Source organism: Paracoccus aminovorans (assembly GCF_900005615.1).
GTDB lineage: Bacteria > Pseudomonadota > Alphaproteobacteria > Rhodobacterales > Rhodobacteraceae > Paracoccus > Paracoccus aminovorans.
The window spans coordinates 3,040,206-3,064,549 of record NZ_LN832559.1 but is presented as its reverse complement, the minus strand read 5'-3'; the positions used below and the strand labels follow the sequence as shown (position 1 = coordinate 3,064,549).

The 24,344-nt window shown below is 67.6% G+C and carries 23 protein-coding genes; 11 read left to right on the top strand and 12 right to left on the bottom strand.

Annotated elements, in window-relative coordinates; translation table 11 throughout:
* Nucleotide 1 precedes the first annotated feature (1 nt).
* The 5 genes from JCM7685_RS15195 to JCM7685_RS15175 all read right to left on the bottom strand — a co-directional run bounded on the left by JCM7685_RS15195 (nucleotide 2) and on the right by JCM7685_RS15175 (nucleotide 5,020).
* Nucleotides 2-616 (bottom strand): glycosyltransferase family 29 protein, encoded by a 615-nt coding sequence (locus tag JCM7685_RS15195; RefSeq protein WP_074968273.1) that lies wholly within the window; start codon nucleotides 614-616, stop codon nucleotides 2-4.
* Nucleotides 613-1,644 (bottom strand): glycosyltransferase family 4 protein, encoded by a 1,032-nt coding sequence (locus JCM7685_RS15190; RefSeq protein WP_074968275.1) that lies wholly within the window; start codon nucleotides 1,642-1,644, stop codon nucleotides 613-615. The genes JCM7685_RS15195 and JCM7685_RS15190 overlap by 4 nt, the downstream gene beginning before the upstream one ends.
* Nucleotides 1,637-2,830, bottom strand: coding sequence for an MFS transporter (locus JCM7685_RS15185; protein ID WP_074968277.1), 1,194 nt, complete (start codon nucleotides 2,828-2,830; stop codon nucleotides 1,637-1,639). The genes JCM7685_RS15190 and JCM7685_RS15185 overlap by 8 nt, the downstream gene beginning before the upstream one ends.
* A gap of 82 nt (nucleotides 2,831-2,912) precedes the next feature.
* Complete coding sequence (locus tag JCM7685_RS15180; protein WP_074968279.1) at nucleotides 2,913-3,695, bottom strand: 5'-nucleotidase, lipoprotein e(P4) family; 783 nt, start codon at nucleotides 3,693-3,695, stop codon at nucleotides 2,913-2,915.
* Between the two features lie 80 nt (nucleotides 3,696-3,775).
* A complete protein-coding gene (locus JCM7685_RS15175) occupies nucleotides 3,776-5,020 on the bottom strand; it encodes an MFS transporter (protein WP_074968281.1) in 1,245 nt (414 codons plus the stop codon).
* Nucleotides 5,021-5,142: 122 nt separating this feature from the next.
* On the opposite strand from JCM7685_RS15175, the gene JCM7685_RS15170 reads away from it, so the two are divergent.
* A complete protein-coding gene (locus JCM7685_RS15170; protein ID WP_074968283.1) occupies nucleotides 5,143-5,730 on the top strand; it encodes a glutathione S-transferase family protein in 588 nt (195 codons plus the stop codon).
* Here JCM7685_RS15170 and JCM7685_RS15165 read toward each other — a convergent pair.
* The 5 genes from JCM7685_RS15165 to JCM7685_RS15145 form a co-directional block, all read right to left on the bottom strand.
* Nucleotides 5,709-6,902 carry a TIGR03862 family flavoprotein gene (locus tag JCM7685_RS15165; protein ID WP_074968332.1) on the bottom strand — a complete coding sequence of 398 codons (1,194 nt, stop codon included), beginning with the start codon at nucleotides 6,900-6,902 and terminating at the stop codon, nucleotides 5,709-5,711. The genes JCM7685_RS15170 and JCM7685_RS15165 overlap by 22 nt on opposite strands.
* Nucleotides 6,902-7,930, bottom strand: a complete 1,029-nt coding sequence (gene holA / locus JCM7685_RS15160; RefSeq protein WP_074968285.1) for a DNA polymerase III subunit delta — start codon at nucleotides 7,928-7,930, stop codon at nucleotides 6,902-6,904. The genes JCM7685_RS15165 and holA overlap by 1 nt, the downstream gene beginning before the upstream one ends.
* The gene (gene lptE / locus JCM7685_RS15155) at nucleotides 7,927-8,412 is read right to left on the bottom strand and encodes an LPS assembly lipoprotein LptE (RefSeq protein ID WP_074968287.1); all 486 of its coding nucleotides are present in this window, start codon (nucleotides 8,410-8,412) and stop codon (nucleotides 7,927-7,929) included. Before lptE ends, holA begins: the two co-directional genes overlap by 4 nt.
* Entirely contained in the window at nucleotides 8,399-11,071 is a 2,673-nt protein-coding gene (leuS, locus tag JCM7685_RS15150) for a leucine--tRNA ligase (RefSeq protein WP_074968289.1), read from the bottom strand. The genes lptE and leuS overlap by 14 nt, the downstream gene beginning before the upstream one ends.
* A gap of 65 nt (nucleotides 11,072-11,136) precedes the next feature.
* Nucleotides 11,137-11,643, bottom strand: a complete 507-nt coding sequence (locus JCM7685_RS15145; RefSeq protein ID WP_074968291.1) for a DUF3576 domain-containing protein — start codon at nucleotides 11,641-11,643, stop codon at nucleotides 11,137-11,139.
* A gap of 330 nt (nucleotides 11,644-11,973) precedes the next feature.
* On the opposite strand from JCM7685_RS15145, the gene JCM7685_RS15140 reads away from it, so the two are divergent.
* The 7 genes from JCM7685_RS15140 (at nucleotide 11,974) to JCM7685_RS15110 (ending at nucleotide 19,566) form a co-directional block, all read left to right on the top strand.
* Nucleotides 11,974-12,933 (top strand): porin, encoded by a 960-nt coding sequence (locus JCM7685_RS15140; protein WP_074968293.1) that lies wholly within the window; start codon nucleotides 11,974-11,976, stop codon nucleotides 12,931-12,933.
* 69 nt (nucleotides 12,934-13,002) lie between these two features.
* Nucleotides 13,003-13,656 (top strand): YggS family pyridoxal phosphate-dependent enzyme, encoded by a 654-nt coding sequence (locus tag JCM7685_RS15135; protein WP_074968295.1) that lies wholly within the window; start codon nucleotides 13,003-13,005, stop codon nucleotides 13,654-13,656.
* Between the two features lie 259 nt (nucleotides 13,657-13,915).
* On the top strand, nucleotides 13,916-14,767 hold the full coding sequence (locus JCM7685_RS15130) for a calcium-binding protein (protein ID WP_231964656.1): 852 nt from the start codon (nucleotides 13,916-13,918) through the stop codon (nucleotides 14,765-14,767).
* 151 nt (nucleotides 14,768-14,918) lie between these two features.
* Nucleotides 14,919-15,188, top strand: coding sequence for a 30S ribosomal protein S15 (rpsO, locus tag JCM7685_RS15125; RefSeq protein WP_074968297.1), 270 nt, complete (start codon nucleotides 14,919-14,921; stop codon nucleotides 15,186-15,188).
* A 117-nt stretch (nucleotides 15,189-15,305) separates the two neighbouring features.
* Nucleotides 15,306-15,962, top strand: coding sequence for a hypothetical protein (locus JCM7685_RS15120; RefSeq protein WP_145981080.1), 657 nt, complete (start codon nucleotides 15,306-15,308; stop codon nucleotides 15,960-15,962).
* Between the two features lie 312 nt (nucleotides 15,963-16,274).
* The gene (gene pnp / locus JCM7685_RS15115) at nucleotides 16,275-18,422 is read left to right on the top strand and encodes a polyribonucleotide nucleotidyltransferase (protein WP_074968301.1); all 2,148 of its coding nucleotides are present in this window, start codon (nucleotides 16,275-16,277) and stop codon (nucleotides 18,420-18,422) included.
* 64 nt (nucleotides 18,423-18,486) lie between these two features.
* Nucleotides 18,487-19,566 carry a glycosyltransferase family 8 protein gene (locus JCM7685_RS15110; RefSeq protein WP_074968303.1) on the top strand — a complete coding sequence of 360 codons (1,080 nt, stop codon included), beginning with the start codon at nucleotides 18,487-18,489 and terminating at the stop codon, nucleotides 19,564-19,566.
* 39 nt (nucleotides 19,567-19,605) lie between these two features.
* Here JCM7685_RS15110 and JCM7685_RS15105 read toward each other — a convergent pair whose 3' ends face one another.
* A complete protein-coding gene (locus JCM7685_RS15105; protein ID WP_074968304.1) occupies nucleotides 19,606-20,262 on the bottom strand; it encodes a peroxiredoxin in 657 nt (218 codons plus the stop codon).
* A 137-nt stretch (nucleotides 20,263-20,399) separates the two neighbouring features.
* On the opposite strand from JCM7685_RS15105, the gene JCM7685_RS15100 reads away from it, so the two are divergent.
* From JCM7685_RS15100 to JCM7685_RS15090, 3 genes are read left to right on the top strand one after another with little or no spacing between them, the layout of a single operon-like run.
* Nucleotides 20,400-21,842: an aldehyde dehydrogenase family protein gene (locus JCM7685_RS15100; protein ID WP_170848932.1), complete on the top strand. Its 1,443-nt coding sequence runs from the start codon at nucleotides 20,400-20,402 to the stop codon at nucleotides 21,840-21,842.
* 57 nt (nucleotides 21,843-21,899) lie between these two features.
* Nucleotides 21,900-22,637, top strand: coding sequence for an SDR family oxidoreductase (locus tag JCM7685_RS15095; RefSeq protein ID WP_074968307.1), 738 nt, complete (start codon nucleotides 21,900-21,902; stop codon nucleotides 22,635-22,637).
* Between the two features lie 24 nt (nucleotides 22,638-22,661).
* Nucleotides 22,662-23,507 carry an ureidoglycolate lyase gene (locus JCM7685_RS15090; protein WP_074968309.1) on the top strand — a complete coding sequence of 282 codons (846 nt, stop codon included), beginning with the start codon at nucleotides 22,662-22,664 and terminating at the stop codon, nucleotides 23,505-23,507.
* Between the two features lie 101 nt (nucleotides 23,508-23,608).
* Here JCM7685_RS15090 and JCM7685_RS15085 read toward each other — a convergent pair whose 3' ends face one another.
* Nucleotides 23,609-24,322, bottom strand: coding sequence for a GntR family transcriptional regulator (locus tag JCM7685_RS15085; RefSeq protein WP_074968311.1), 714 nt, complete (start codon nucleotides 24,320-24,322; stop codon nucleotides 23,609-23,611).
* Between the last annotated feature and the right edge of the window lie 22 nt (nucleotides 24,323-24,344).

Genomic DNA, 24,344 nt, shown 5'->3' with positions numbered 1-24,344 from the left:
CTTAATGCCGATGAATCCGGCGATCTGCCCGTTCCAGTTCTTGGACCCAGCGGGATTCCCCCGAAAAATCATGGGGAACCTGTTCGGCGCTTCGCCGGCCCGACAGCGACAGCGAGGCGAAGAAATCGAAGCCGTAAAGGTCGAGCCGCGCCATGTCCGACCGCGCGATCAGGTCGATCATCATGGCGCCGGTGGTGGGCGGGGCGCCCAACCGGTCCGCCAGCGCCCGGTAATCAGCCAGCGGATGCAGGTAGAAGCCGGGGCTGGTCGCGCTATGCCAGTCCAGCCGCTTGCGCTTGGGCGACATCCACAGGATGCGGGCGGGGGCGATGCGGGTGCGGTCCGCGTCGGACAGGCGCGTGGCCAGCGCCAGCCAGTCGGTGCGCGTGCCGTGGCTTTCGGCCGAGGGCATCGGCGCGCGGTTGATGCGGATCACCAGGTCGGCGGCGTCGATGGCGGTGCCGTGGTCGGTCTGCGCCAGCGCCCGGGCATTGCCGATCAGCGCGATGCGCTTGCCCGCAAGATCCGCCAGCAGCGCGGATTGCGGCACCGACAGGCGTTGCAGCGCGGATTCGTCGCGCAGGGTGCGGGCAAACAGGAAGCCGAGGCGGGTCACGCCAGCAGCCTGCGATAGACCTCGACGATGGCGCGGGCCTCGCCCTCGATGGCGTGGTTTGCGGCGACATGGGCGCGGGCGGCTTGCCCGGCGGCCTGGCGGCCGGCGTCGTCGTCGAGCCAGCGCGCCAGAGCATCGGTCAGCGCGTCCACGTTCTCGCGCGCGACCAGGCTGCCGGTCTCGCCGTCGCGGATCAGCGTCTCATAGGCGCCGACGCGGGCGGCGACGGTGGGGACGCCGCAGGCCGCGGCTTCCAGCGGGGTCAGGCCGAAGCCCTCCCACCGCGCCGGGGCGGCGAAAAGGTCGATGGCCTGGTAGTTGCGCACCACCTGCTCCCATGGCACCTCGCCCAGGAACTGGGTGCGGTCCGACAGACCGGCGGCGGCGATTCGCGCTTGCAGATCGTCCGTGAAGGTCTGGTTGTCGGCGGTGACGCGGCCGGTGAAGATCAGCCGGGCGCGCGGCCGGGTCGGGAACAGGCGCAGCGCCGCCTCGACCAGCAGGTCCACGCCCTTCTGCGCCCGGACGCGGCCGAAGCAACCGATGACGATATCCTCGGGCGCAAAGCCCAAGTCCGCCCGCAGCGCCGCGCGGTCGGGGGCGGGGTGAAAGACCGACAGATCGACGCCATGCAGGATCACTGTCGCGGGTCTTTCCAGATAGCCGGCGGCCAGCGGCGAGGTGGCGATCAGCGCGTCCTGCTGTCGGATCAGCCAGCGGGTGAACCCCGTATGTTGTCTTTGCGCGGCCGAGGTAAACAAGAGTTTGTATTTGCGTCCCAGGATTCGGCGCAGGATCAGCCCCAGCGCCATCTCGGTATTGCGGCGGGCGTGCCAGACCCGCCAGCGGTCGCGGGGCAGGGTGGCGGCGCGGCCCAGCGGGATATGCGGCAGTTCGGGGGGCAGCCCCGGCCCGGTGGCGACGATGCCGATCATCCGTGCCTGCACCGGGATCAGCCGCACCACGGTCGCCGTGACGCCCGACAGGCGGCGTTTCAGGTTCGGGGCGACGACCTCGATCTCAGCCATGGCGATCCTCGGGACTGAACAGATAGACAAGCAATCCGATGACCAGCGGTATCAGGAAGAACAGGAAGATGTAACCGTAAGCCGTGGCCGGCGGCTGGCTGGCCGAGGCCGAGAGATACACCGGCCGCGACAGGAACTGCATCACCCCCACGCCCGAGATCGAGATCATGTTCATGAAGGTGATGCCGCGCCCGACCAGATGCGGCGGCAGGAAGGCCCGGCCGTGCGACATGATCAGCGAATAGTTGCTGTCCGAAATGCAGACCATGACCAGCAGCACCGAGGACAGCCCGAGGCTGAGCCCGGGCGCCAGCCACAGGCTGGACAGCACCGCGCACAGCAGCAGCGTGTTCGCCAGCGAGGTGCGCTTGTCCGAGCCGAACAGCCGCACCACCCGCCCGACCGCCAGGTTGGCCGTGACCATCGCCAGCCCCATGCCCAGCGTGACCCAGCCGATCAGATAGTCGCTGGCGCCAAAGACCTCGGAGAGATAGGGCCCGGCCCAGAGCCCGCGGATGCAGGCCGAGGCGGCATAGGTGATGAACAAGAGCGGCAGGATCGCCCAGAGCTCGCGCACCTTCAGCAGCGCGCGCAGCGAGCCGATGGGATGCGTGCCCTCGGGTCGGGGCGGGTTCTTGACGCAGGCGTAGATCGTGGCCGAGACCGCCAGGGTGACCAGCGCCAGGATGGCCAGCGTCTCGCGCCAGCCGATGCCGTTCACCACCCAGACCAGCGGCGCCGCGCCCAGCATGTTGCCCAGCGAGCCCAGCCCGACCACCGCGCCGCCCGCCGCGCTCATCGAGGCGGGGGGCAGGGTGCGGGCAAAGATGAAGAAGCTGCCCATCATCACCGGCGCGCAGCCGATGCCCAGCAGCGCCATGGCGACATGCAGGTGCCAGGGCGTCTGCGCCAGGGCAAACACCGCCGCCCCGCCGCCGCCGCCCAGCGCCAGCAGCACCGAGACGGCCTCGCGCGGGCCCCAGCGGTCCAGCGCCCAGCCGACCGGGATCTGCATGGCGGCGAAGGCGATGTACCAAAGCCCCGAGGACAGCGCGAGATCGGCCGGCCCCGCGCCCAGCTCGGCGTCGAGCCTGGGCGCCAGCACCGCCAGGAAGGCGCGATAGAACTGGCTGAGCGTATAGCCCAGCACCAGCGACAACAATCCCGGCGATATGATCCAGTGCATTTCCGTCCCTCCAGCCAGGCCCGGAAGCTGCGTCAGGCCGCCGGAAAGTGCAAGCCGGGGCGCAGGACCCCGGCCTGTCCGGTCATTCGGTCTTCAGCTTGGCATCCCAGGCGGCGAGGGGCGCGGTGCTCCAGTCGCCATAGGTGGCATTGGGGAACACGATCCAGTCGGCGCCGAAATGGGCGGCGTTCTTGTCGACCTCGGCCCGTTTCACGTCGGTCGGGACCTTGCGGAAGGCGTTGTCGAAATCCGCCAGCGTATCGCCCAGAAGCAGCACGATCTGGTGATCCTTGGCGGCGAGGGCGCGGCGCTCTTCCTTGGTCGTGCCGTAAAGCAGCACGTGGTCGTCCGAGACCTGCGGGAAGCCCAGCTCCTTCAGCGTGGCGATGGTGGCGGCCTTGTTTTCCGGCTCGCCGAAGCGGTCCGAGACGTAATAGATCGCCACCCCCGCCGTGTCGGCGAAGTCGAAGAATTCCATGGCGCCGGGAATCACGCTGGGCTTGCCGTGCAGTTCCCAGTCGCCCCAGGTGTCCCAGGTGTCGTAGACGTGGCATTCCTCCATGTCGCGCACCAGAAGCGGGGTATTGTCGATGGCGGTCTCGTCGAGGTCGGTGACCACGGCCAGCTTCGCCGGGTCCTCCGCCTTGGCGATGGCGGCCTCCAGATTGGCGCGGGCCAGCGCATAGGCCTGCAATTGCAGCGCCCGCACCTCGGCCGACTGCTGCTGATAGCGCAGGCCCATGGCGAATTCGCGCACCTGGCATTGCGGCATCTCCGCGGCGTCCTGCGCCATGGCGGCAGGGGCCAGCAGCGCAAGGGCGGTCACGCCCGACAGCAGACCGCGGGCTAGGGTTTGATGGATCATGGAACTCTCCCTGTTCGTGGCGGCGCATTTCGCGCCTGACCGGAGAGGCTAGTTTTTGTTGATTGACCAGTCAAACAAAATCATGCCGCCGCCATCCGGGCCGGCGCCTCGCGCACCGGCAGATGGATCAGGGCGCTGAAGGCGCCGACGCCGACGCCCACCCACCAGACCAGGGTATAGTCGCCGTAAAGGTCGTACATCTTGCCGCCCAGCCAGACGCCCAGGAAGGACCCCAGCTGATGGCTCAGGAACACAAAGCCGTAGAGCGTGCCCATGTAGCGCAGCCCGTAGATATAGGCGACCAGCCCCGAGGTCAGCGGCACCGTCGCCAGCCACAGCCCGCCCATGACCAGCGAAAAGACGACGACGCTGGTTGGCGTGATCGGCATCAGGATGAAGGTGGCGGCGGCGATGGTGCGCAGGGTATAGATCCCGGCCAGCAGGTATTTCTTGGTATAGCGCTTGCCCAGCCAGCCCGCGAAGATGGCGCCGCCGATGTTCGCCAGCCCGATCAGCGAGATCGCGGCCGCCCCCAGCGCCGAGGTCGAGGTGATGCCGATGGCGGCCAGCGTGCCGCCCGGTGCGATGGGGCCGCACATCTCGGTCACCATGGCCGGGAAATGCGCGGTGATGAAGGCCAGCTGATAGCCGCAGGAAAAGAACCCGGCGAAGATCATCAGATAGGACGGGTCGGTGAAGGCGCGCTTCAGCACCGTGCCCATGCTGTCTTCCAGCTCGCTGCGGCTGGCGGGCTTGCCGCCGCCCAGCAGCGGCAGGAAGAACAGGCAGGCCAGCACGATCACCCCGAAGATGATGAACACGCTCTGCCACGGGTAATGCATCAGCAGCGCCTCGGCCAGCGGCGCGCCGAAGACCTGTCCGGCCGAGCCGGCGGCGGTGCCGATCCCCAGCGCCAGGCTGCGGTTCTCGTCGCTGGCGGCGCGGCCGATCACGGCCAGGATGACGCCGAAGCCGGTGCCGGCGATGCCGAATCCGACCATGATCTCCAGCAGCTGCACGGTTTGCGGGTCGGTCGCATAGGCGGTCAGCACCAGCCCGGCCGAATACAGGAAGGCGCCGATGATGATCGACCAGCGGTCGCCCCAGCGTTCCCCCAGCGCGCCGAAGATCGGCTGGCCGATGCCCCAGGCCAGGTTCTGGATGGCGATGGCCAGGCTGAACTCGGCCCGCGGCCAGCCGAATTCCTGCGCGATGGGGATCTGGAACACGCCGAAGCTGGCGCGCAGCGCGAAGTTGATCAGCAGGATGATCGAGCCGCCGATCAGCACCGAGGTGAACAGCGGCGCGCGTGCGCTTGCGGACATGGGACCCTCTTCTGGCTGGCCGTCCGCCCTTCCTGCGCCCGGGTGGGGATGGCGTCAATGGCGCTCATTGCCTGAATCGCGGCGGGCGGCTAGCCTGCCCCCAGGATCGGAAGAAGGCTGTCATGTATCAGGTGATCGGAACCGCGCGAAGCCGCGCCCTGCGGGTGCTCTGGATGCTTGAGGAGCTGGACCAGCCCTATGAGCATGTCCCGGTGAACCCGCATGGCGAGGGGGTGAAGCCGTTCAACCCGGCGGGCAAGGTGCCGGTGCTGATCGCGGACGGCACGCCGATCACCGATTCGACCGCGATCCTGACCTATCTGGCCGACCGCCACGGCGCGCTGACCCACCCTGCCGGCACATTGGACCGCGCCCGCCAGGACAGCCTGACCCAGTTCATCCTGGACGAGTTCGACGCCGCGCTGTGGCTGGCCGCGCGCCACAGCTTCGTGCTGCCCGAAGAGATGCGCCTCGCCGCGATCAAGAACACCCTGCGCTGGGAATTCGAGCGCAGCCAGAAGACGCTGGCGCATCGCATGGCCGAGGACGGCTTCCTGATGGGCGACCGCATGACGGTGCCGGACATCATCCTGGCGCATTGCCTGACCTGGGCGCTGACCGCGCGCTTTCCGATCGTCGAACATCGGCTGACCGACTACCTGGAGCGGATGCGCGTCCGTCCCGCCTATCAGCGCGCCGCGGCCAGATAGGCGGCGGCACCCCGCCCAGCCAGCCGACCGGTGGCAAGGCAGCCGGTCAGCAGATAGCCCCCGGTCGGCGCCTCCCAGTCCAGCATCTCGCCGGCGGCAAAGACGCCCGGCAGGGCGCGCAGCTCCAGCGCCTCGGTCAGGCCGGCGCCGGCAATGCCCCCGGCCGAGGAAATCGCCCGTTCGATGTCCATAGGCCCCTCGTGCCGCAGCCGCAGCGCCTTGGCGCGCGCGGCCAGCCGCGCCGGGTCCGCCGGCAGCGGCTGGCCCCATTCCATCAGCAGGGCGGCGCGCAAGGGATCGCCCAGCACCCGCCGCAGCCGGTTGCCGACCGACAGCTTCGCCGGCGCCGCCGCGAAGCGCCGCGCCAGCTCTCCGGCGGCAAGGTCGGGCGCCAGGTCCAGCAGCGCCTCGGCCCCGTCCCGCATCGCGGCCGAGACCTCATAGACCCCGCCGCCCTCGATGCCCTGCGCCGTCACCACCCATTCGCCCCGGCTGACCGCATCGCCGGCATGCAGCGCCACGCCCTTGACCGCTTGGCCGAAATGCCGCGCCATCGGCACCGACCAGTGCACGCGGAACCCCATGTTCGCCGGCCGGAACGGCGCCACCTCGACGCCCCGCCCGGCCAGCCAGGGGACCCAGGCCGCGTCCGAGCCCAGCCGCGGCCAACTCGCCCCACCCAGCGCCAGCACGACCGCGCGCGGATGCAGCATCTCGACCCCGCCCGGCACCTCGAAGCGCCAGCCGTCGCCGTCGAAGCCGCGCCAGCGGCAGCGCATCCGAAACTCGACCCCCAGCCCCGACAGCCGCGCCAGCCAGGCCCGCAGCAGCGGCGAGGCCTTCATGCCCACCGGAAACACCCGCCCGGTCGAACCCGTGAACAGGTCCACGCCCAAGCCGCGCGCCCAGCCCATCACCGCCTCGGGTCCCATTTCTCCGTTTTCCAAATACTCCGGGGGAGGCCGAAGGCCGGGGGCAGAGCCCCCATAATGCGCCGCGAACACCGGCCACGGCTCGTCCCGCGTCAGGTTCAGCCCGGACTTCCCCGCCATCAGGAACTTTCTCGCCGGGGTCGGCATGGCCTCGGCCACCACGACCCGCGCGCCCCCGCCTGCCAGCACTTCGGCCGCCATCAGCCCGGCCGGGCCGGCGCCGATGACCAGCGCCTGCATCAGCGCCCGCCGCGCGGCATCATGCACAGCCGCAAGAGCATCCGCTCCATCACCGCCATGGCCGGTGCGCGCGAGGACGACCGCAGCGTCAGGTCCGTCTCGATCAACTGGTGGATCGCGTCCTCCAGCGCCCGCATGCCCCAGTCCTGCGCCTGCCGGATCATCCGGTCCCGACGCGGGCCAAAGACCGGCGGCCGCAGCCGCGAAAACCCCGCCCCCGGCCCACCGGGGTCCGAGGCGCCGGCATGCAGCGCCCGGAAATGCCGCAGAGCCGCGATGCACAGCGTCACCGGCGCCGTGCCTTGACCCTCGATCCGGCGCATCAGCAGCGCGAATTCCCGCGCCCGGCCCTCGGCCACGCTGTCGATCAGCGCGTCCACCTCGGCCTCGATGGTGGCGGGGGCCAGCAGCGCGATCTCGGAGGAGGTCAGCGGGCTCGTGTCGCCATGCTTGTAAAGCCCGATCTTCTCGACCGTCTGGCGGAAATCGCCGGGGTCCAGCGCGCGCGACAGCGCCATCAGGTCGCGCATGGCGTCGCGGGGCACCTCGCGCAGGCCCGCGTCGCGCAGCCAGCGCTCGATCTCGTCCTCGCTGGGCGGATCGTCATAGATCGGCGCGGTCACCGCCGCCGGATGCGGCTCGAAAAGCTTCCGCAGCGCCGAGGATTTCCCCAAGGCCCCCGCCGCCACCACGATCACCGCATCGCCCGCGCGCCATTCCCCCAGCGCCGAGGCCACCGCCGGCGCTGCCGCGTCAGGCGTGTCATCGACGAGCACCACGCGCTGGCCCGGAAAGAAGCCGACCGCCTTCACTGCGTCCAACAGCGCCGCCGGGTCCTTGCGCAGATCGGCCCCGGGGATGCGGGTCAGGCGCATCTCCTCCTCGGCGCCGGGGCCGACCAGGGCCTTGACCGCCTCGGCCCGCTTCAGCGCGACGCGCATGGCGTCCTGGCCATAGACCAGCAGCGCCGGCCGCGTCGGATCGGGCCGCGCCAGGTAGCGTCCGATCTCGGCGCCCTTCAGGATCATGGAACCGTTGCCGGGTCCACGGCCATCAGCCGCGTCACCACCTGGTCGGCCAGCATCCGCGCCAGCCGCTCATGCGCATCCTGTTCCGCCGCCATGGTAGCGATGGTCGTGCCGGTGGTGGAGTACGAGGTGAAGCTGCTGACCTGCCCCCGCGTCACCACCTTGCCCGAACCCGATTCGGTCAGCACGAAATCCGCGCTGCCGTTCAGGGCATAGCGCGTGGTGATCTCGTCCGGGGTGATGGCCTGCGGCACCACGGCGATGCGCAACCGATAGCCCAGCTCGAAGCGCGGGTTGCTGTCCGGCCCCAGCCGCTCGGCGATGCGGCCGGCAAAGCTGAAGTCGTCCGGGGTCTTGGGATCGGCGGTGCGGACCTGGCCGAAAAGCTTGCCGCCCACGCCGTCGGGTCCATAGACCGGGGAAAAGCCGCAGGCGGCCAGCGCCAGCGCGGCCAGGATCACGCTGCGCCTAGACCACGACATTGACGATCCGCCCCGGCACCACGATCAGCTTCTTGACCGGCGCGCCCTCCATGAAGCGCAGCACGGTCTCGTCGGCCATGACCAGCGCCTCGATCTGTTCCTTGGACATGTCCTTGGGCACCTCGATCTCGGCCCGGCGCTTGCCGTTGATCTGGATCGGCAGCACCACGCTGTCCGAGACCAGCAGCGCAGGGTCCGCCTTTGGCCAGGCCGCGTCCACGACCATGCCCTGCCCGCCGGCCTTCTGCCAGACCTCTTCGGCCAGGTGCGGCACCATCGGCGCCAGCAGTTGCGCCAGGATGCGCAGCGCCGCGCGCCGGCCGTCGCCGCCGGCCTTGGACTTGCCGATGACATTGGCCAGTTCGTAAAGCTTGGCCACGGCCTTGTTGAAGGCGAAGCCCTCGATGGATTTCGTCACCTCGTCGATGGCTCGATGCGCGGCGCGCAGGAGATCGGGGTCGTCGCCGCCCTCGGGCATCTCGTCGGCCAGCCGCCAGACCCGGGCGAGATAGCGGTTCGCGGCCTCGGCCCCGGCGGCAGTCCATTCCACGTCCCGCTCGGGCGGGCTGTCGGACAGCATGAACCAGCGCGCGGTATCGGCGCCGAAATTGGCGACGATATTGACCGGATCGACGACGTTCTTCTTGGATTTCGACATCTTGGCCGAGGGGATGATCTCGACCCTGCCAATGAAATGATCGTAAGCAAACATGAGCTTATCGTCATCAGAGGTCAGGCCGTCGAACTTCTCAGAAGCGATATTTTTTGCCCAAAGCTCCCCGAACGTCTTAGTTTTTAGACACTTAGGATCTACGGCGATTTCCGTATCGCTCGTCAACCGAATTTTTCTCACATCCTCGGGCAGGTGATAGACCGGGCGGCCGCGCTCGTCCCGGGTCATGTAGATCTCATGCGTGACCATGCCCTGGGTGAAGAGCGCGTCGAATGGCTCCTTGGCGCTTTCGGGCAGGTGGCCGGTCTTGACCATGGCCCGGGCGAAGAAGCGCGAATAGAGCAGGTGCAGGATCGCGTGTTCGATGCCGCCGATATACTGGTCGACGTTCATCCAGTAGTCGGTCTCGGGCCGGTCGGTCGGCACCGCGGCATGAGGCGAGGTGAAGCGGGCGTAATACCAGGACGAATCGACGAAAGTGTCCATGGTGTCCGTCTCGCGCCGGGCCGGGCCGCCGCATTGCGGGCAGGTGGCGTTGCGCCAGGTCGGGTGCCGGTCCAGCGGGTTGCCGGGCACGTCGAAGCTGACGTCCTGCGGCAGCAGCACCGGCAGGTTCGCCTTGGCCTCGGGCACGGTGCCGCATTTTTCGCAATGCACCACCGGGATCGGGCAGCCCCAATAGCGCTGGCGCGAGATGCCCCAGTCACGCAGGCGGAATTTCGTCACGCCCTCACCATAGCCGGCGGCTTCGGCATGCTGGATAGCGGCGTCCACCGCCGCCTCGCCGGTCTGGTCGGCCGCGCCGGCGAAGCCGCGAACATAGGTCACGGTCTCGGATTTCAGCGGCACATAGGGCGCTTTCGCGACCAGCGCGTCGGCCTGTTCCAGCGTCATATCCTTTTCGCCGAAGGTGGCGCGGATCGGCAGGCCGTATTTCACCGCAAACTCATGGTCGCGCTCGTCATGCGCCGGCGAGCCGAAGATCGCCCCGGTGCCGTAATCCATCAGCACGAAATTCGCGATCCAGATCGGCAGTTGCCAATCCGGGTCCAGCGGGTGGCGGACCGTCAGCCCGGTGTCGAAACCCAGCTTCGGCGCGGTCTCGATGGCCTCCTCGGTGGTGCCGATCTTGCGGCATTCCTCGACGAAAGCGGCGACCGTGGCATCCTTGGCGGCCAGCGCCTTGACCAGCGGATGGTCGGGCGACAGCGCGACAAAGCTCGCGCCCATCAGCGTGTCGGGGCGGGTGGTATAGACCTCGATCTGCGGGAAATCGGGCAGATCGACCGTCTGGAACCGGAATTGCAGCCCGCGCGACTTGCCGATCCAGTTGGCCTGCATCAGCCGCACCTTTTCCGGCCAGCCCTCCAGCCCGTCCAGCGCCGCCAGCAACTCGTCCGAGTAATCCGAGATCTTGAAGAACCACTGCGTCAGCTCCTTGCGCTCGACCGTGGCGCCGGACCGCCAGCCCTTGCCGTCGATCACCTGCTCGTTGGCGAGCACGGTCATGTCCACCGGGTCCCAGTTCACCTGCGCCGACTTGCGGGTGATCAACCCGGCGTCCAGCATGTCCAGGAACAGCGCCTGCTGCTGGGCGACATAGGCGTCGTCGCAGGTGGCGAACTCACGGCTCCAGTCGATGGACAGGCCCAAGGGCTTCAACTGGCCGCGCATTGTGGCGATATTGCCGTAGGTCCAGTCGCGCGGATGGCCGCCCTGCTCCATCGCCGCGTTCTCGGCCGGCATGCCGAAGGCGTCCCAGCCCATCGGATGCAGCACGGAAAAGCCCTGCGCGCGCTTGAACCGCGCCACCACGTCGCCCATCGTGTAGTTGCGCACATGGCCCATGTGGATGCGCCCCGAGGGATAGGGGAACATTTCCAGGACGTAATACTTGGGCCGCTCGTCCCGCACCGCGCGGAAGGTCTCCGCGTCGTCCCACGCCTTTTGCCAGCGCGGCTCGCTGATTGCGGGATCATAGGGCATGGAAACCTCCGGGCGTCAGATTGCCCGCAGGGTTTAGCCGCTTGCCCGATGCAGGTCCAGAAGGCTTAAAGCTTGCCGTCCCGCACGCGCATCTGGCGGGCGCGGGTCAGGATCGCGTCCTCGACCGCGCGCACGGTGTCGGGGGCGACCGCCGCGCCGCCGGCGCCCTGCAGCGACAGCTTCAGCGCGCGGGCGTCCAGCGCCGGGTCGGTGATGTTGACCGTGGCGCGATAGGACCGCCCGCCGCCCGGGGGCGTGCCGTAGCCGGTGACGATGACGCCGGTGAACGGGTCGATGGACTGGATCGGCAGGAAGTTCAGCACTTCCAGGCTGGCGTTCCACAGATATTTGTTCACCGCCACCGTGTCGTTCGGGTTGCGGCGATTCGAGAACAGGTCCCAGATCGTCGATCGCTGCTGCGGCTGGCTGGTCTGGGTCGGTCTGTTGCCGCCGCCCATGCCGGAGCTGGCCGAGCCGGCGGACCCGGCCGAGCCCGAGCCGCCGCCCGAACATGCGGCAAGCCCGGCCGAGATAAGCAGGGCGGCGGTCAGCCGTGCGGCGCGTCTGGTCATTTGTCGTCCCCCGGATCGTCCTTGCGCGAGCCATAGCGCAATTCCGCCCCTTGCCACAAGAGAGGGCTGAACCCGGCCGCATCGCTTGCCAGGCGTTTCGCGAAGGTCATATGGCTCGCGCGCGCAAGGCGGGAACGGGGCGCTCAGCGGCCGCGTCGGGCGGGCGCGCCGGGCCTGCAACGCGGGTGTGGCCCATGTGCATCACAGCAACCCCGAAACGGGCTAACCCGATGCGATCCCGTTGCAATGCGAGGGGTAAAGCGCGACACAACATCCATACCCCGGACGGTTTTCTGGCTGGGGCACACGAGAGAGACAAGAGGGAAAACCATGAAAAAGGTTCTTTTCGCCACCAGCGCCCTGGTCCTGACGGCCGGCGTCGCTGCAGCCGAAGTCGCCGTGTCGGGCGACGGCCGCATGGGTGTGATCTATGACGGCGACGACGCGCAGTTCTCGAGCCGCGCCCGCGTGAAATTTACCCTGACCGGTGAATCGGACGCTGGCCTGTCGTTCGGTGGTTCGTTCCGCGTCGACCAGGAAAACTACAACGCCAACGCCTACCGTTCGGCCGCTCGCGGTACCGCTGGCGCCGTCTGGATCTCGGGCACCTACGGCAAGCTCTCGATGGGCGACGTGGTCTCGGCTTCGGAAGCTGCGATCGGTGACCTGTACGAAATCGGCTACACCGAAGGCCAGTTCGCCAACGACATCGAAGAAATCACCTATCTGACCGGTGACGGTGCGAACCTCGACCAGGGTCCGAGCATCCTGTACGAATACACCGTCAACAACATCTCGCTGTATGCTTCGGCTTCGGACGGCGTGAACACCGTGTGGTACACCACCCCGGGCACCAATGCTCACGGTGACGATACCGGCGACACCGCCTACTCGCTGGCCGCCAAATACGACGGCAGCACTTGGTGGGCCGCTCTGTCCTATGCCAAGCATGGCGATGCGAGCGAAATCGGTCTGGGCGCCGAAGGCAAGTTCAACAACTTCGCCGTCAAAGGTGTCTATATGTCCTACGATGACCGTTTCGACGGTCTGGACGAGTGGAAATACACCGCTGGTCTCGCCGCTTCGTATCAAGCCGACGCGGTTCTCGTGAAAGGCTTCTGGCGTCAGGACAAGTTCGACCTGTTCGGCGGCGGCACCGAGAAATACGACTCGTTCGGCATCGGTGCCGACTACGACCTGGGCGGCGGCGCCGTTCTGGCCGGTGGCATCATCGACACCGACTACCTGGACGACACCGTCGTCGACATGGGCATCAAGTTCTCGTTCTGATCCGTCAGAACAACGAACCGGAAAGAGCGGGCCTTGCGCCCGCTCTTTTCTTTTGGGAATCATGCTGACATGGGACTGGATGACATCAAGCGCCGCATCGCCGCGGCCGAGGCGGCCTCGGGCCGCGCAGCCGGCGCGGTCACGCTGATCGCCGTCAGCAAGGTGCAGCCGCAGGGCCGGGTCGAGGCGGTGCTGGACGCGGGCCACCGCACCTTCGGCGAGAATTACGTGCAGGAGGCCGCCGCCAAATGGCCGGCCTGGCGCGACCGCTTTCCGGGCGTCGAGCTGCACATGATCGGCCCGTTGCAGACCAACAAGCTGAAGCCCGCGCTGGAGCTCTTCGACGCCATCCACACCCTGGACCGGCCGTCGCTGGCCCAGAAACTGGCGCGCCAGGTCCAGCAGCGCGGCACCTGCCCGCAGCTTTTCGTGCAGGTGAACATCGGGGCCGAGCCGCAGAAGGCCGGCATCCTGCCCGGCGATGCCGACGCTTTCGTCGCCGATTGCCAAGCGCTGGACCTGACGATCCGGGGGCTGATGTGCATCCCGCCCGAAGACGCCGACCCCGTCCCGCATTTCCGCGCCCTGCGCGGGATCGCCGCCCGCAACGGGCTCGCCGGCCTGTCGATGGGTATGAGCGCCGATTTCGAAACCGCGATCGCCGAGGGCGCCACCCATATCCGCGTCGGCAGCGCGATCTTCGGTGCCCGCGACTACGGCTGACGCCCCTAAATCCAAAGGCCGGCCGCCGAGTCCAAGGTATTCCATCTTCGGTTGAGGGGGCCGGCATCGGGCCGCGTTGCAATTCGGAGTCACGCGCGAAACCGGTATTAACCCTCTCTTAACAAACAGGATGCGCAGTCAGGCGCCAGCGGCTATCGTGCCCGTAAAGGTTGTGCGATTCGTTTATGGTGTCATCATGTTGCTCTTGGGGAGCCTGATCAGTCTGCTGTTTGTCGGTTTGGCTGTCGATGTCACCGCCATGACCCGACCCGACCCCGAGGAAGAGGATCCGGACAACCCGGATCCGACCGATTCCGACCCGGATGGACCCGAGGGGCTGACCGCGGAGGGCACCGAGGGTGCGGACTGGCTGGCGGGCGGCGACGGCGACGACCTGCTGACTGGCCACGGCGGCAATGACGACCTGCATGGCGGCCTTGGCAACGACACGCTGCTTGGCGGCGACGGCACCGACTGGATCTATGGCGACGGCGATTACGGCCCGGGCGGCGACGACTCGATCGAGGGCGGCGCGGGCGACGACTACCTCTCCGGGCAAGGCGGCAACGACACCGTCCACGGCGGCGACGGCGACGACACCATTTTCGGCGGCGAGGGCGACGACTACCTGACCGGCGGTGCCGGCGACGACTGGATCACCGGCAACGCCGGCAACGACACGCTGGTCGCCGGTCGCGGCACCGACGATCTGGACGGCGGCGACGGCGACGACCTGCTGATCGGCTCGGCGCATCCCGATGCGGCCTGGCTGCACGGCGGTGCCGGCAACGACACGCTGATGCCGGGCGCCGGCGATTTCGCCGAGGGCGGCGAGGGCGAGGATCTGTTCGTTCTGGGCGCCCCCGATCCGGCGCTGGAGGATCCGGGCGAACATGTGCCGGTGATCGGCGACTTCAACCTGATCGAGGACCGGCTGGAGCTGCGCTACGAGGATCCGGGCGATGGCACCGTTCCCGAGGTGACGCTGGACCTGCATGCCGACGGCTCGACCCTGATCCGCATGGACGGGCTGGCGGTCGGGCGGTTGCTGGGCGTGCAGGGCCTGCGGGTGGGCGACATCGCGCTGACAGCGATGCAGCCGCGCGCCTGATCCGGCGACGGCAAGAAAAACCTTTTCTTTCCGGCGGATTCCGCCTATACGCCCGCATCCGCCGGATCGAATCCGGCGGTTCTCTCCACGGGCCTGCGCTGGACGACATCCCGGCCGGAGCCATAACCCTTTGACATTGAAGGAGACCCCGATGTCGATCACCGTCGAAGAAAAGAACCGCGTGATGGCTGAATTCGCGACCAAGAAAGGCGACACCGGTTCGCCCGAGGTCCAGGTCGCGATCCTGTCCTCGCGCATTGCCACTCTGACCGAGCACTTCAAGACCCACAAGAAGGACAACCATTCGCGTCGGGGTCTGCTGAAGCTGGTCGCGCAGCGCCGCAAGCTGCTGGACTATCTGAAGCGCAAGGAAGAAGCCCGCTACACCGACCTGATCGGCAAGCTGGGTCTGCGCCGCTGAGGCGCCAGCCTTCTTGCAGCGAACGGACGCCCGGGCCATCGGCCGCGGGCGTTTTTCGTTGCGCAGGGCGTGGCACGGAGTCGCTAAAATACCCGGTAGAGTCTTAATGAACCCTTGATGCAGCTCATTTATTCTGGGGAGGTCCAGGAAAAAGGAGACGCAAAAATGCTACTAGGTTCCATTCTGAACGCGACCGGCTCGCTGTTGGGGGTGGGTGGTTCCGGCGCGGTGACCAAGCCCGCCGCGGCACAATCCACGCAGCCGACGCCGCCCCCCGCAACCCCGCCTGCCGAAAGCGGCGGCGTGACCTTCGACTTCTCCAAGGCCGTGCTTGACGACCTTGCCCCGGCAGCCGATGCCGGGACCGAGGCGGCGCCAGCCGCCGCCTCATCGACCAACACGCCTGAGACGGCCGCCCCGCCGGTCGAGACCCCCGCAGATGGCGCAGCGGCCGCCGCCGGCGCCAGCGTGGCCGCCCCCGTCGTCCAAGGCAGCGCGACCGGACGCGGCGCCGCTGCCGCCCCTGCGACGGAAGCCGCAAGCGACACCTCTCTGCGCCGCACGGCATCCGTCGGAAACGCTTCCGATGAAGAGCGCATCCGGGCTTGGGCCATCGGCATGTTGGCGCGCGAGCGGTTGGGCAGTCTGCCGCTGACTCCGGCCAAGGCTTCGACCACGACCGCGGCGCTGCAGGCCCAACCGGCCAAGTCCCTGGCCGGCGAAAGCGCCAACCTGAACGCCGCGCCGTCGCCCCGGACGCTTGCCCGGACGTGAGGCGGGCGCGAAACGGGTCCCGGCGACCGGCCGGCCTCTGGTGCCGACCACGGAAGCCCGCCGTCCAGCGGGCTTTCACCCTTTTTCAAACACCGTTCCGGCGCTGTTTCCGGGTCCCGACCGCAGGCTTTGTGCGCGGCTCGGGCGAAGACTCCGCTTTGCAAGCGCCTTGTTTTGCGGTATGCGCCGGCCATCTGTGACGTGCCGCCCCCAGCCCTGGGGCACATGCAAAGGATAGGGGCGGCGGCAATGGGGCCGCCATATGACACGGGGCGCGACCGGAAGGGCCGGCGCGTCGCCAGAGGAAATCAGATGCATTTTGACGAAGTCAAGAAATCCATCCAGTGGGGCCAGGAAACGCTCACGCTGGAAACGGGCAAGGTTGCCCGTCAGGCCGACGGCTCGGTCATCGCCACTCTGGGCGAGACCAGCGTCATGGCCAACGTGACCTTCGCGAAGGAACCGAAACCCGGGCAGGATTTCTTCCCGCTGACGGTGCACTACCAGGAAAAATACTACGCCGCCGGCAAAATCCCGGGCGGCTTTTTCAAGCGCGAGGCGCGCCCGAGCGAGAAAGAGACGCTGACCGCGCGTCTGATCGACCGCCCCTGCCGCCCGCTGTTCGCCCCCGGCTTCAAGAACGAAGTGCTGGTGATGTGCACCGTGCTGTCGCATGACCTGGTCAACGACCCGGACATCGTGGCCATGATCGCTGCCTCGGCCGCGCTGACCATCTCGGGCGTGCCGTTCATGGGCCCGATCGGCGCCGCGCGCGTCGGCTTCTCGAACGGCGAATATGTGCTGAACCCCGAGGTTCAGGACATGGACCACCTGCGCTCGAACCCCGAGCAGCGCCTGGACCTGGTCGTCGCCGGCACCAAAGACGCCGTGATGATGGTCGAATCCGAAGCCTATGAGCTTACCGAAGAAGAGATGCTGGGCGCCGTGAAATTCGGCCATGAGCAGATGCAGCCGGTCATCGACCTGATCATCTCGCTGGCCGAGGTCGCCGCGAAAGAGCCCTTCGACTTCCAGTCGCCGGATTACAGCGCGCTTTACGCCCGCGTGCAGGCGCTGGGCGAGGCCGGTATGCGCGCCGCCTATGCCCTGCGCGACAAGGGCGAGCGTCACGACGCCATCGAGGCCACCAAGGCCGCGATCAAGGCCGGCCTTTCGGACGAGGAACTGCTGGACCCGAACCTGGGCTCGGCGCTGAAGAAGCTGGAATCGGGCATCCTGCGCGGTGACATCATCAACGGCGGCGCCCGCATCGACGGCCGCGACAACAAGACCGTCCGCGCCATCGACAGCGAAGTCGGCATCCTGCCGCGCACCCATGGCTCGGCGCTGTTCACCCGCGGCGAAACCCAGGCGCTGGTCGTGACGACGCTGGGCACCGGCGACGACGAGCAGATCATCGACGCGCTGCACGGCAATTCGCGCTCGAACTTCCTGCTGCACTACAACTTCCCGCCCTATTCGGTCGGCGAGGTTGGCCGCGTGGGTTCGCCCGGCCGTCGCGAGATCGGCCACGGCAAGCTGGCATGGCGCGCGCTGCAGGCGGTGCTGCCGGCCGCGACCGACTTCCCCTACACCATCCGCGTGGTCAGTGAGATCACCGAGTCGAACGGTTCGTCCTCGATGGCCTCGGTCTGCGGCGGTTCGCTGTCGATGATGGATGCGGGCGTGCCGCTGAAGGCGCCGGTCGCCGGCGTCGCCATGGGCCTGATCCTGGAAGGCGACAAATGGGCGGTCCTGACCGACATCCTGGGTGACGAGGATCACCTGGGCGACATGGACTTCAAGGTTGCAGGCACTGAAAACGGCATCACTTCGCTGCAGATGGACATCAAGGTCGCGGGCATCACCCCGGCGATCATGGAGCAGGCCCTGGCGCAAGCCAAGGACGGCCGGATGCACATCCTGGGCGAGATGTCCCACGCCCTGACCGAAGGCCGGCGCGAGTTCAGCGCCCATGCCCCGCGCATCGAGACCATGACCATCCCGACCGACAAGATCCGCGAAGTGATCGGCTCGGGCGGCAAAGTCATCCGCGAGATCGTCGAGGTTTCCGGCGCCAAGGTCGACATCAACGACGACGGCGTGATCAAAATCGCCTCGGCCAACGCCGATTCGATCAAGAAGGCCTATGACATGATCTATTCGATCGTGGCCGAGCCGGAAGAGGGCAAGATCTACACCGGCAAGGTTGTCAAGCTGGTCGATTTCGGCGCCTTCGTGAACTTCTTCGGCAAGCGCGACGGTCTGGTCCACGTGTCCCAGATCGCCTCGAAGCGCTTGAACCATCCGAACGAGATCCTGAAGGAAGGCCAAGAGGTCAAGGTCAAGCTTCTGGGCTTTGACGACCGCGGCAAGGTCCGCCTGGGCATGAAGATGGTCGATCAGGAGACCGGCGAGGAAATCGCCCCCGAGAAGAAAGAGGACGCGCAGGCCGAGTGATCCTGGCTTGACTTCAAACTACAATGGGCGCCACTGGCGCCCATTTTAATTCGGTGAGTCTGATATGCGTGACGCTGCCTTCTTTCTGATTGTGGACGACCATTATCTGGGGTTGGGCCGAGCGGTAGCACGGCGGCTGGTGCGTCTGTGGCAGATCGACTGCCATGTCTTCCTGGAAAACGGCGGGCCGCGACAACAGGATGATCTAGGCGAGGACGGGGTCTTTCTGCAACGAAACCTTTTGAAAGGGTTGCGGCCGGAAGGGCTGCCGTCGACCCGTAACTGGCCACCCATCGTCTACGACCGAATTTTCGCACCGGCATTTCTGACCGGCTATCGGCGACTGATCTATCTGGATGCGGATATTTATCCCTGCTTTGCCATGCCCGAATTGTTGAAGATCCCTCTGCCTGGGGGAATCGGCGCCGTCCAGGATACGGCCGCCATCACCGCTCCGCCGCATCTGGCTCGCATGGACGCAGAGACATGGCGGCGTTCCATTGGCCTTGAATCAGGGCGATATTTCAATTCGGGAATGCTGTTGATTGACCCGGAAATCTGGCAACGCACGGACTATGCCGCTGAATTGCGCAGCTATATGGCCATATACGGGGCGGGTGTAAGGATGCCGGACCAGGACTTCCTAAACGCACATTTCCAGGGGCGCTGGACGGAATTGAGCCCGCGCTGCAACTTCCAGAAAGCCCTGTTCAACTATGGCTACGAAAAGGTTTTTCCGCCAGTCTTCCTGCACTTTTCGAGCTTTCAGAAACCGTGGCTTAAACCTGACCACATCGACAGCCCGCATGGGCAGTTTTTTTCCGTCTATCAGGAAATGTTCGCCCAAGCGGGTGTCGATCACTGCTTGTATTTACAGAAGAACCCTGAAAGCGCCCTGCGGAAATGGCGCACCAGCACACGCCACACCTTGTCGCGATGGGGTGTCGTCACCGGAAAGGAGAAGCGCCAGCGTCGAGAATGGGACGAGAAAGCGGCCCTCATGTTCCAAAGCTTCGCCGAGGACGGTGTTGCGCACCATTATGCCGACATGGACTTCCAGCTTGTGGAAATGCCCAGGCCCCGGATTTCCTTCGACGGCCGTTACCTGCGCCGCGCGCTTGAGGTCAGCTATGACCGTATCTGACCGGGGCGGGCCATCGCGGTCCACCCCGTTTGCGCAAGCTTACGCCGGATCCTTCGCGAAGCGCAGATAGGGCAGCTTCTTGTTCAGCGCGCCGTATTTCGCCTCGGCCGCCGCGTCGTCCAGCGCCAGCGCCACGATCACGTCCTGGCCGGGCACCCAGTCGGCGGGCGTCGCCAGCGGCACGCCGTCGGTCTTTTGCACCGCGTCCAGCGCCCGCAGGATCTCGGCGAAGTTGCGGCCCACCGACATCGGATAGGTCATCGTCAGCCGCACCTTCTTGTCCGGCCCGATGATGAACACCGTCCGCACCGTGGCCGAATTCGCGGGCGTGCGCCCCTCGGTCGGCAGGTAGTAGTCGGCGGGCAGCATGTCATAGGCCTTCGCCACCGCAAGCCCGGTGTCGTCGATGATGGCGAAATCGGCCGGGCAGCCGGCGACCGTCTCGATGTCGCGCTTCCATTTGCCGTGATCCTCGACCGAATCGACCGAGACGCCCAGGACCTTGGTGCCGCGCTTCTCGAACTCCGGGACCAGCTGCGCCACGGCGCCGAATTCGGTGGTGCAGACCGGCGTGAAGTCGCGCGGATGCGAGAACAGGATGGCGTAGCTGTCGCCGATCCAGTCGTGGAAGCGGATCTGCCCTTCGGTCGATTCGGCGGTGAAATCGGGGGCGATGTCGTTGATGCGCAGGGACATTCCCGGTCCTTTCGATTGCTTTGCGCCCGCAGCATAGAGCCGGGGCCGCCGCTTGGAAAGCCGGGCGGCGCTTGCAGTCGCGACCCTCCGGTGCCACGCTGCGGCCGAAAAACCGAAAGGAGCCGCTCATGGGCGCACTGGCAGACAAGCGGAGTTTCTATATCGACGGCGCCTGGGTCGCCCCGGCCCGGCCGCGCGACCTGGAGGTGATCGACCCCTCGACCGAAGAGCCGGTGGCGGTGATCTCGCTGGGGGATCAGGCCGACACCGATGCGGCGGTCGCGGCCGCCAAGGCGGCTTTCCCGGCCTGGTCCGCCACCCCGCCGGCCGAGCGGCTGGCCCATGTCGAACGCATCCTGGAAATCTACAACCGCCGCGCCCCCGACATGGCCGCCGCCATCACCGCCGAGATGGGTGCGCCGCAGGACATGTCGCTGGGCGATCAGGTCGCGGCCGGCACGTATCACATCGAGAATTTCATCACCGCCTTCCGCGACTTCCAGTTCATCCGCCCGCTGGGCCCGCATGCGCCGGGCAGCATGGTGGCATGGGAGCCGGTGGGCGTGGTCGGTGCGATCACGCCCTGGAACTGGCCGATGAACCAGGTGACGCTGAAGGTGATCCCGGCGATCCTGGCCGGCAATACCGTGGTGCTGAAGCCCAGCGAGATCGCGCCGCTCAGCTCGGTGGTCTGGACCGAGATCATCGACGAGGCCGGCTTGCCCAAGGGCGTCTACAACATGGTGAACGGCGACGGCGTCGGCGTCGGCACCCAGCTGTCGGTGCATCCCGACGTGGACATGATCAGCTTCACCGGCTCGACCCGCGCCGGCATCGCCATCACCAAGGCCGCCGCCGATACGGTCAAGAAGGTGGTGCTGGAGCTGGGCGGCAAGGGCGCGAACCTGGTCTTTGCCGATGCCGACGACAAGGCGGTGGCGCGCGGCGCGCGGCATTGCTTCTACAATTCGGGCCAAAGCTGCAATGCGCCGACGCGGATGCTGGTCGAGCGCAGCTTCTACGACACCGCCGTCGAGCAGGCCCGCAAGGTGGCCGAGGAAACCGCCGTCGCGACCGCGCACCAGCCCGGGCCGCATATCGGCCCGGTGGTCAGCAAGCAGCAATGGGACAAGATCCAGGACCTGATCCAGAAGGGCATCGACGAGGGCGCGCGCCTAGTCGCCGGCGGTCCCGGCCTGCCCGAGGGCGTCAATCGCGGCTATTTCGTGCGCCCGACGGTCTTTGCCGACGTCAACAACGACATGACCATCGCCCGGCAAGAGATCTTTGGCCCGGTGCTGTCGATCATCCCCTTCGACAGCGAAGAGGAAGCTGTCGCCATCGCCAACGACACCATCTACGGCCTGACCGATTACGTGCAAAGCCAGGACGGCGCCCGGCGCAACCGGCTGGCGCGGCAATTGCGCGCCGGCATGGTCGAGATGAACGGCCAGTCGCGCGGCCGCGGCTCGGCCTTCGGCGGGGTCAAGGCCTCGGGGCGCGCGCGCGAGGGCGGCGTCTGGGGGCTTGAGGAGTTCATGGACAGCAAGCAGATCAGCGGCTGGGACCCCGAGGCCTGACCGGGCTTTCCCTTGGCCGGGGCGGGCGCTAGCATCCGCGCCGGAACGGGGGGAACGATGAAGACCATCCTGATCACCGGCGGCGGCAGCGGCATCGGCCGGCTGACCGCGCGGCGTTTTCTCGATGCCGGCTGGCGCGTGGGCCTGGTCGGCCGGCGCGCGGCGGCGCTGGCCGAGACGGCGCAGGGCCATCCGCAGGCGCTGGTGCTGCCCGGCGACGTGACCGACCCGCAGGCGGTCGATGCGGCTTTTGCCCGTGCCGCCGCCGAATGGGGCCGGCTCGACGTGCTGTTCAACAATGCCGGCGCGCTGCTGATCTCGCGTCTGATCGACGAGATTTCCTGGGACGAGTGGCAGGGCGTGGCGCGGGTGAACATCGACGGCATGTTCCTGTGCGCCCGCGCCGCCTTTCGCCAGATGCGGCGGCAGCAGCCCATGGGCGGGCGGATCATCAACAACGGCTCGATCGCCGCCGAGGCGCCGCGTCCCGGCTCGGTGCCCTATACCATGTCCAAGCATGCGGTGACCGGGCTGACGCGGACGCTGGCGCTGGACGGGCGGCCATTCGGCATCGCCTGCGGCCAGATCGACGCCGGCAATGCCGCGACCGAGATGATCTCTGCCGTCGCGACGGTGGGCGCGCCGCAGGCCGATGGCAGCATCCGCCCGGAGCCGTTGATGGATGCCGCCCATGTCGCCCAGGCGGTGCTGCAGATGGCCAGCCTGCCGCCCGAGGCGAACGTGCTGCAGATGACGGTGATGGCGACGAACATGCCGCTGGTCGGGCGCGGCTAGCGGATTTTTCCAGGGAGGAAGGCGATGAAACTGCTGCGCTATGGCCCGCCGGGCCAGGAAAAGCCGGGGCTGCTGGATGCCGAGGGCCGCATCCGCGACCTGTCGGCCCATGTCGGCGACATCGCCGGCGCCGCGCTGGGTCCCGAGGGGCTGGCGGCGATCGCGGCGCTGGACCTGGATGCGCTGCCCATCGTCTCGGGTCAGCCGCGGCTGGGGGCCTGCGTCGGCGACGTGCGCAAGTTCGTCGCCATCGGGCTGAACTATGCCGACCATGCCGCCGAGGCCGGGCTGCCGGTGCCGGCCGAGCCGGTGGTCTTCGGCAAATGGACCAGCTGCATCTGCGGCCCCGAGGACGACCTTCTGCTGCCGCCCGGCGCGCAAAAGACCGATTGGGAGGTCGAGCTGGGCGTGGTGATCGGCTCGGTCGCGAGCCAGGTCCCGGAGGCGGCGGCGCTGGACCATGTCGCCGGCTATTGCGTGGTCAACGACGTCAGCGAGCGGGAATGGCAGGCCGAGCGCGGCGGCACCTGGGACAAGGGCAAGGGTTTCGACACCTTCGGTCCCATCGGTCCCTGGCTGGTGACGCGCGACGAGGTGCCCGATCCGCAGGCGCTGGAACTGTGGCTGGAGGTGGACGGGGTGCGGCGCCAGCAGGGCTCGACCGCGCGGATGATCTTCGGCGTGGCCGAGATCGTCGCCTATTGCTCGCGGCTGATGACGCTGCTGCCGGGGGACGTGATCACCACCGGAACGCCGCCGGGCGTCGGCATGGGCCAGCGGCCGCCGGTGTTCCTGAAGGGCGGCGAGGTGATGCGGCTGGGGATCGCCGGTCTGGGCGAGCAGCGCCAGAGGGTGCGGCGCCGCGACTGATGCCTCTGGCCGGCCGCCTTTCGGGAAGCCGTGCTTTCGGGAAACGGCGAAAGGACGGCGACCGTCGTGCCGATCGCGGCGCCGGCCCGAGGGTCGCGCTGTCAGGTTTCGGCGGCAAGGGCCTCGGCGAGCGAATCCATCCGGGTGAAATAATCGGGCGAAAGTTGCAGCGCCTGGGGCAGGTCGTGCAGCACCCGGCGCAGGTGCAGGCGGATCGCCGCCTCGGCCCGGTCGGGGTCGCGGTCGGCCACCGCCTGGGCCACGGCGCGATGCTGGTCGATGATCGTGTCGCGCGGGGTGATCGCGGTCAGCAGGTGGCGGGCACGGTCGAGATGCATCTTCATCTGCTGCAGATGCGCCCAGACCATGGTCTTGCCGGCGGTCCCGGCCAGGGTGGCGTGGAATTCCTCGTCCAGCCGGGCAAGACCCGGCACGTCCGGGGCGGCCTCCTGCAGGGCGATCTGGGTGAAGAGCGTCTCGATTTCCGCCGGCGTGGCGCGTTCGGCGGCCAGCCGGGTGATGTCGGCCTCGACCGATTCGCGGATGAAGCGGGTGCAGAGCACCCATTCCAGGTCGATGCAGGTGACGAAGGTGCCGCGTTGCGGGCGGACCTCGATCAGCCCCTCGCCGGCCAAGCGGATGAAGGCCTCGCGCACCGGCTGGCGCGACAGGTGATACTGGTCGGCGACCTCCTGTTCCGACAGCCGGGTGCCGGGGGACAGCTCGCAGCTGACGATGCGTTGCCGAAGCCGGGTTTGCAGCTGGGCGGCGAAAGGCGCCGACGGCGGCGTCGGCGTTGTCGATGCAGGGTCCATGAGTCCTCCCTGCCTCGCAATA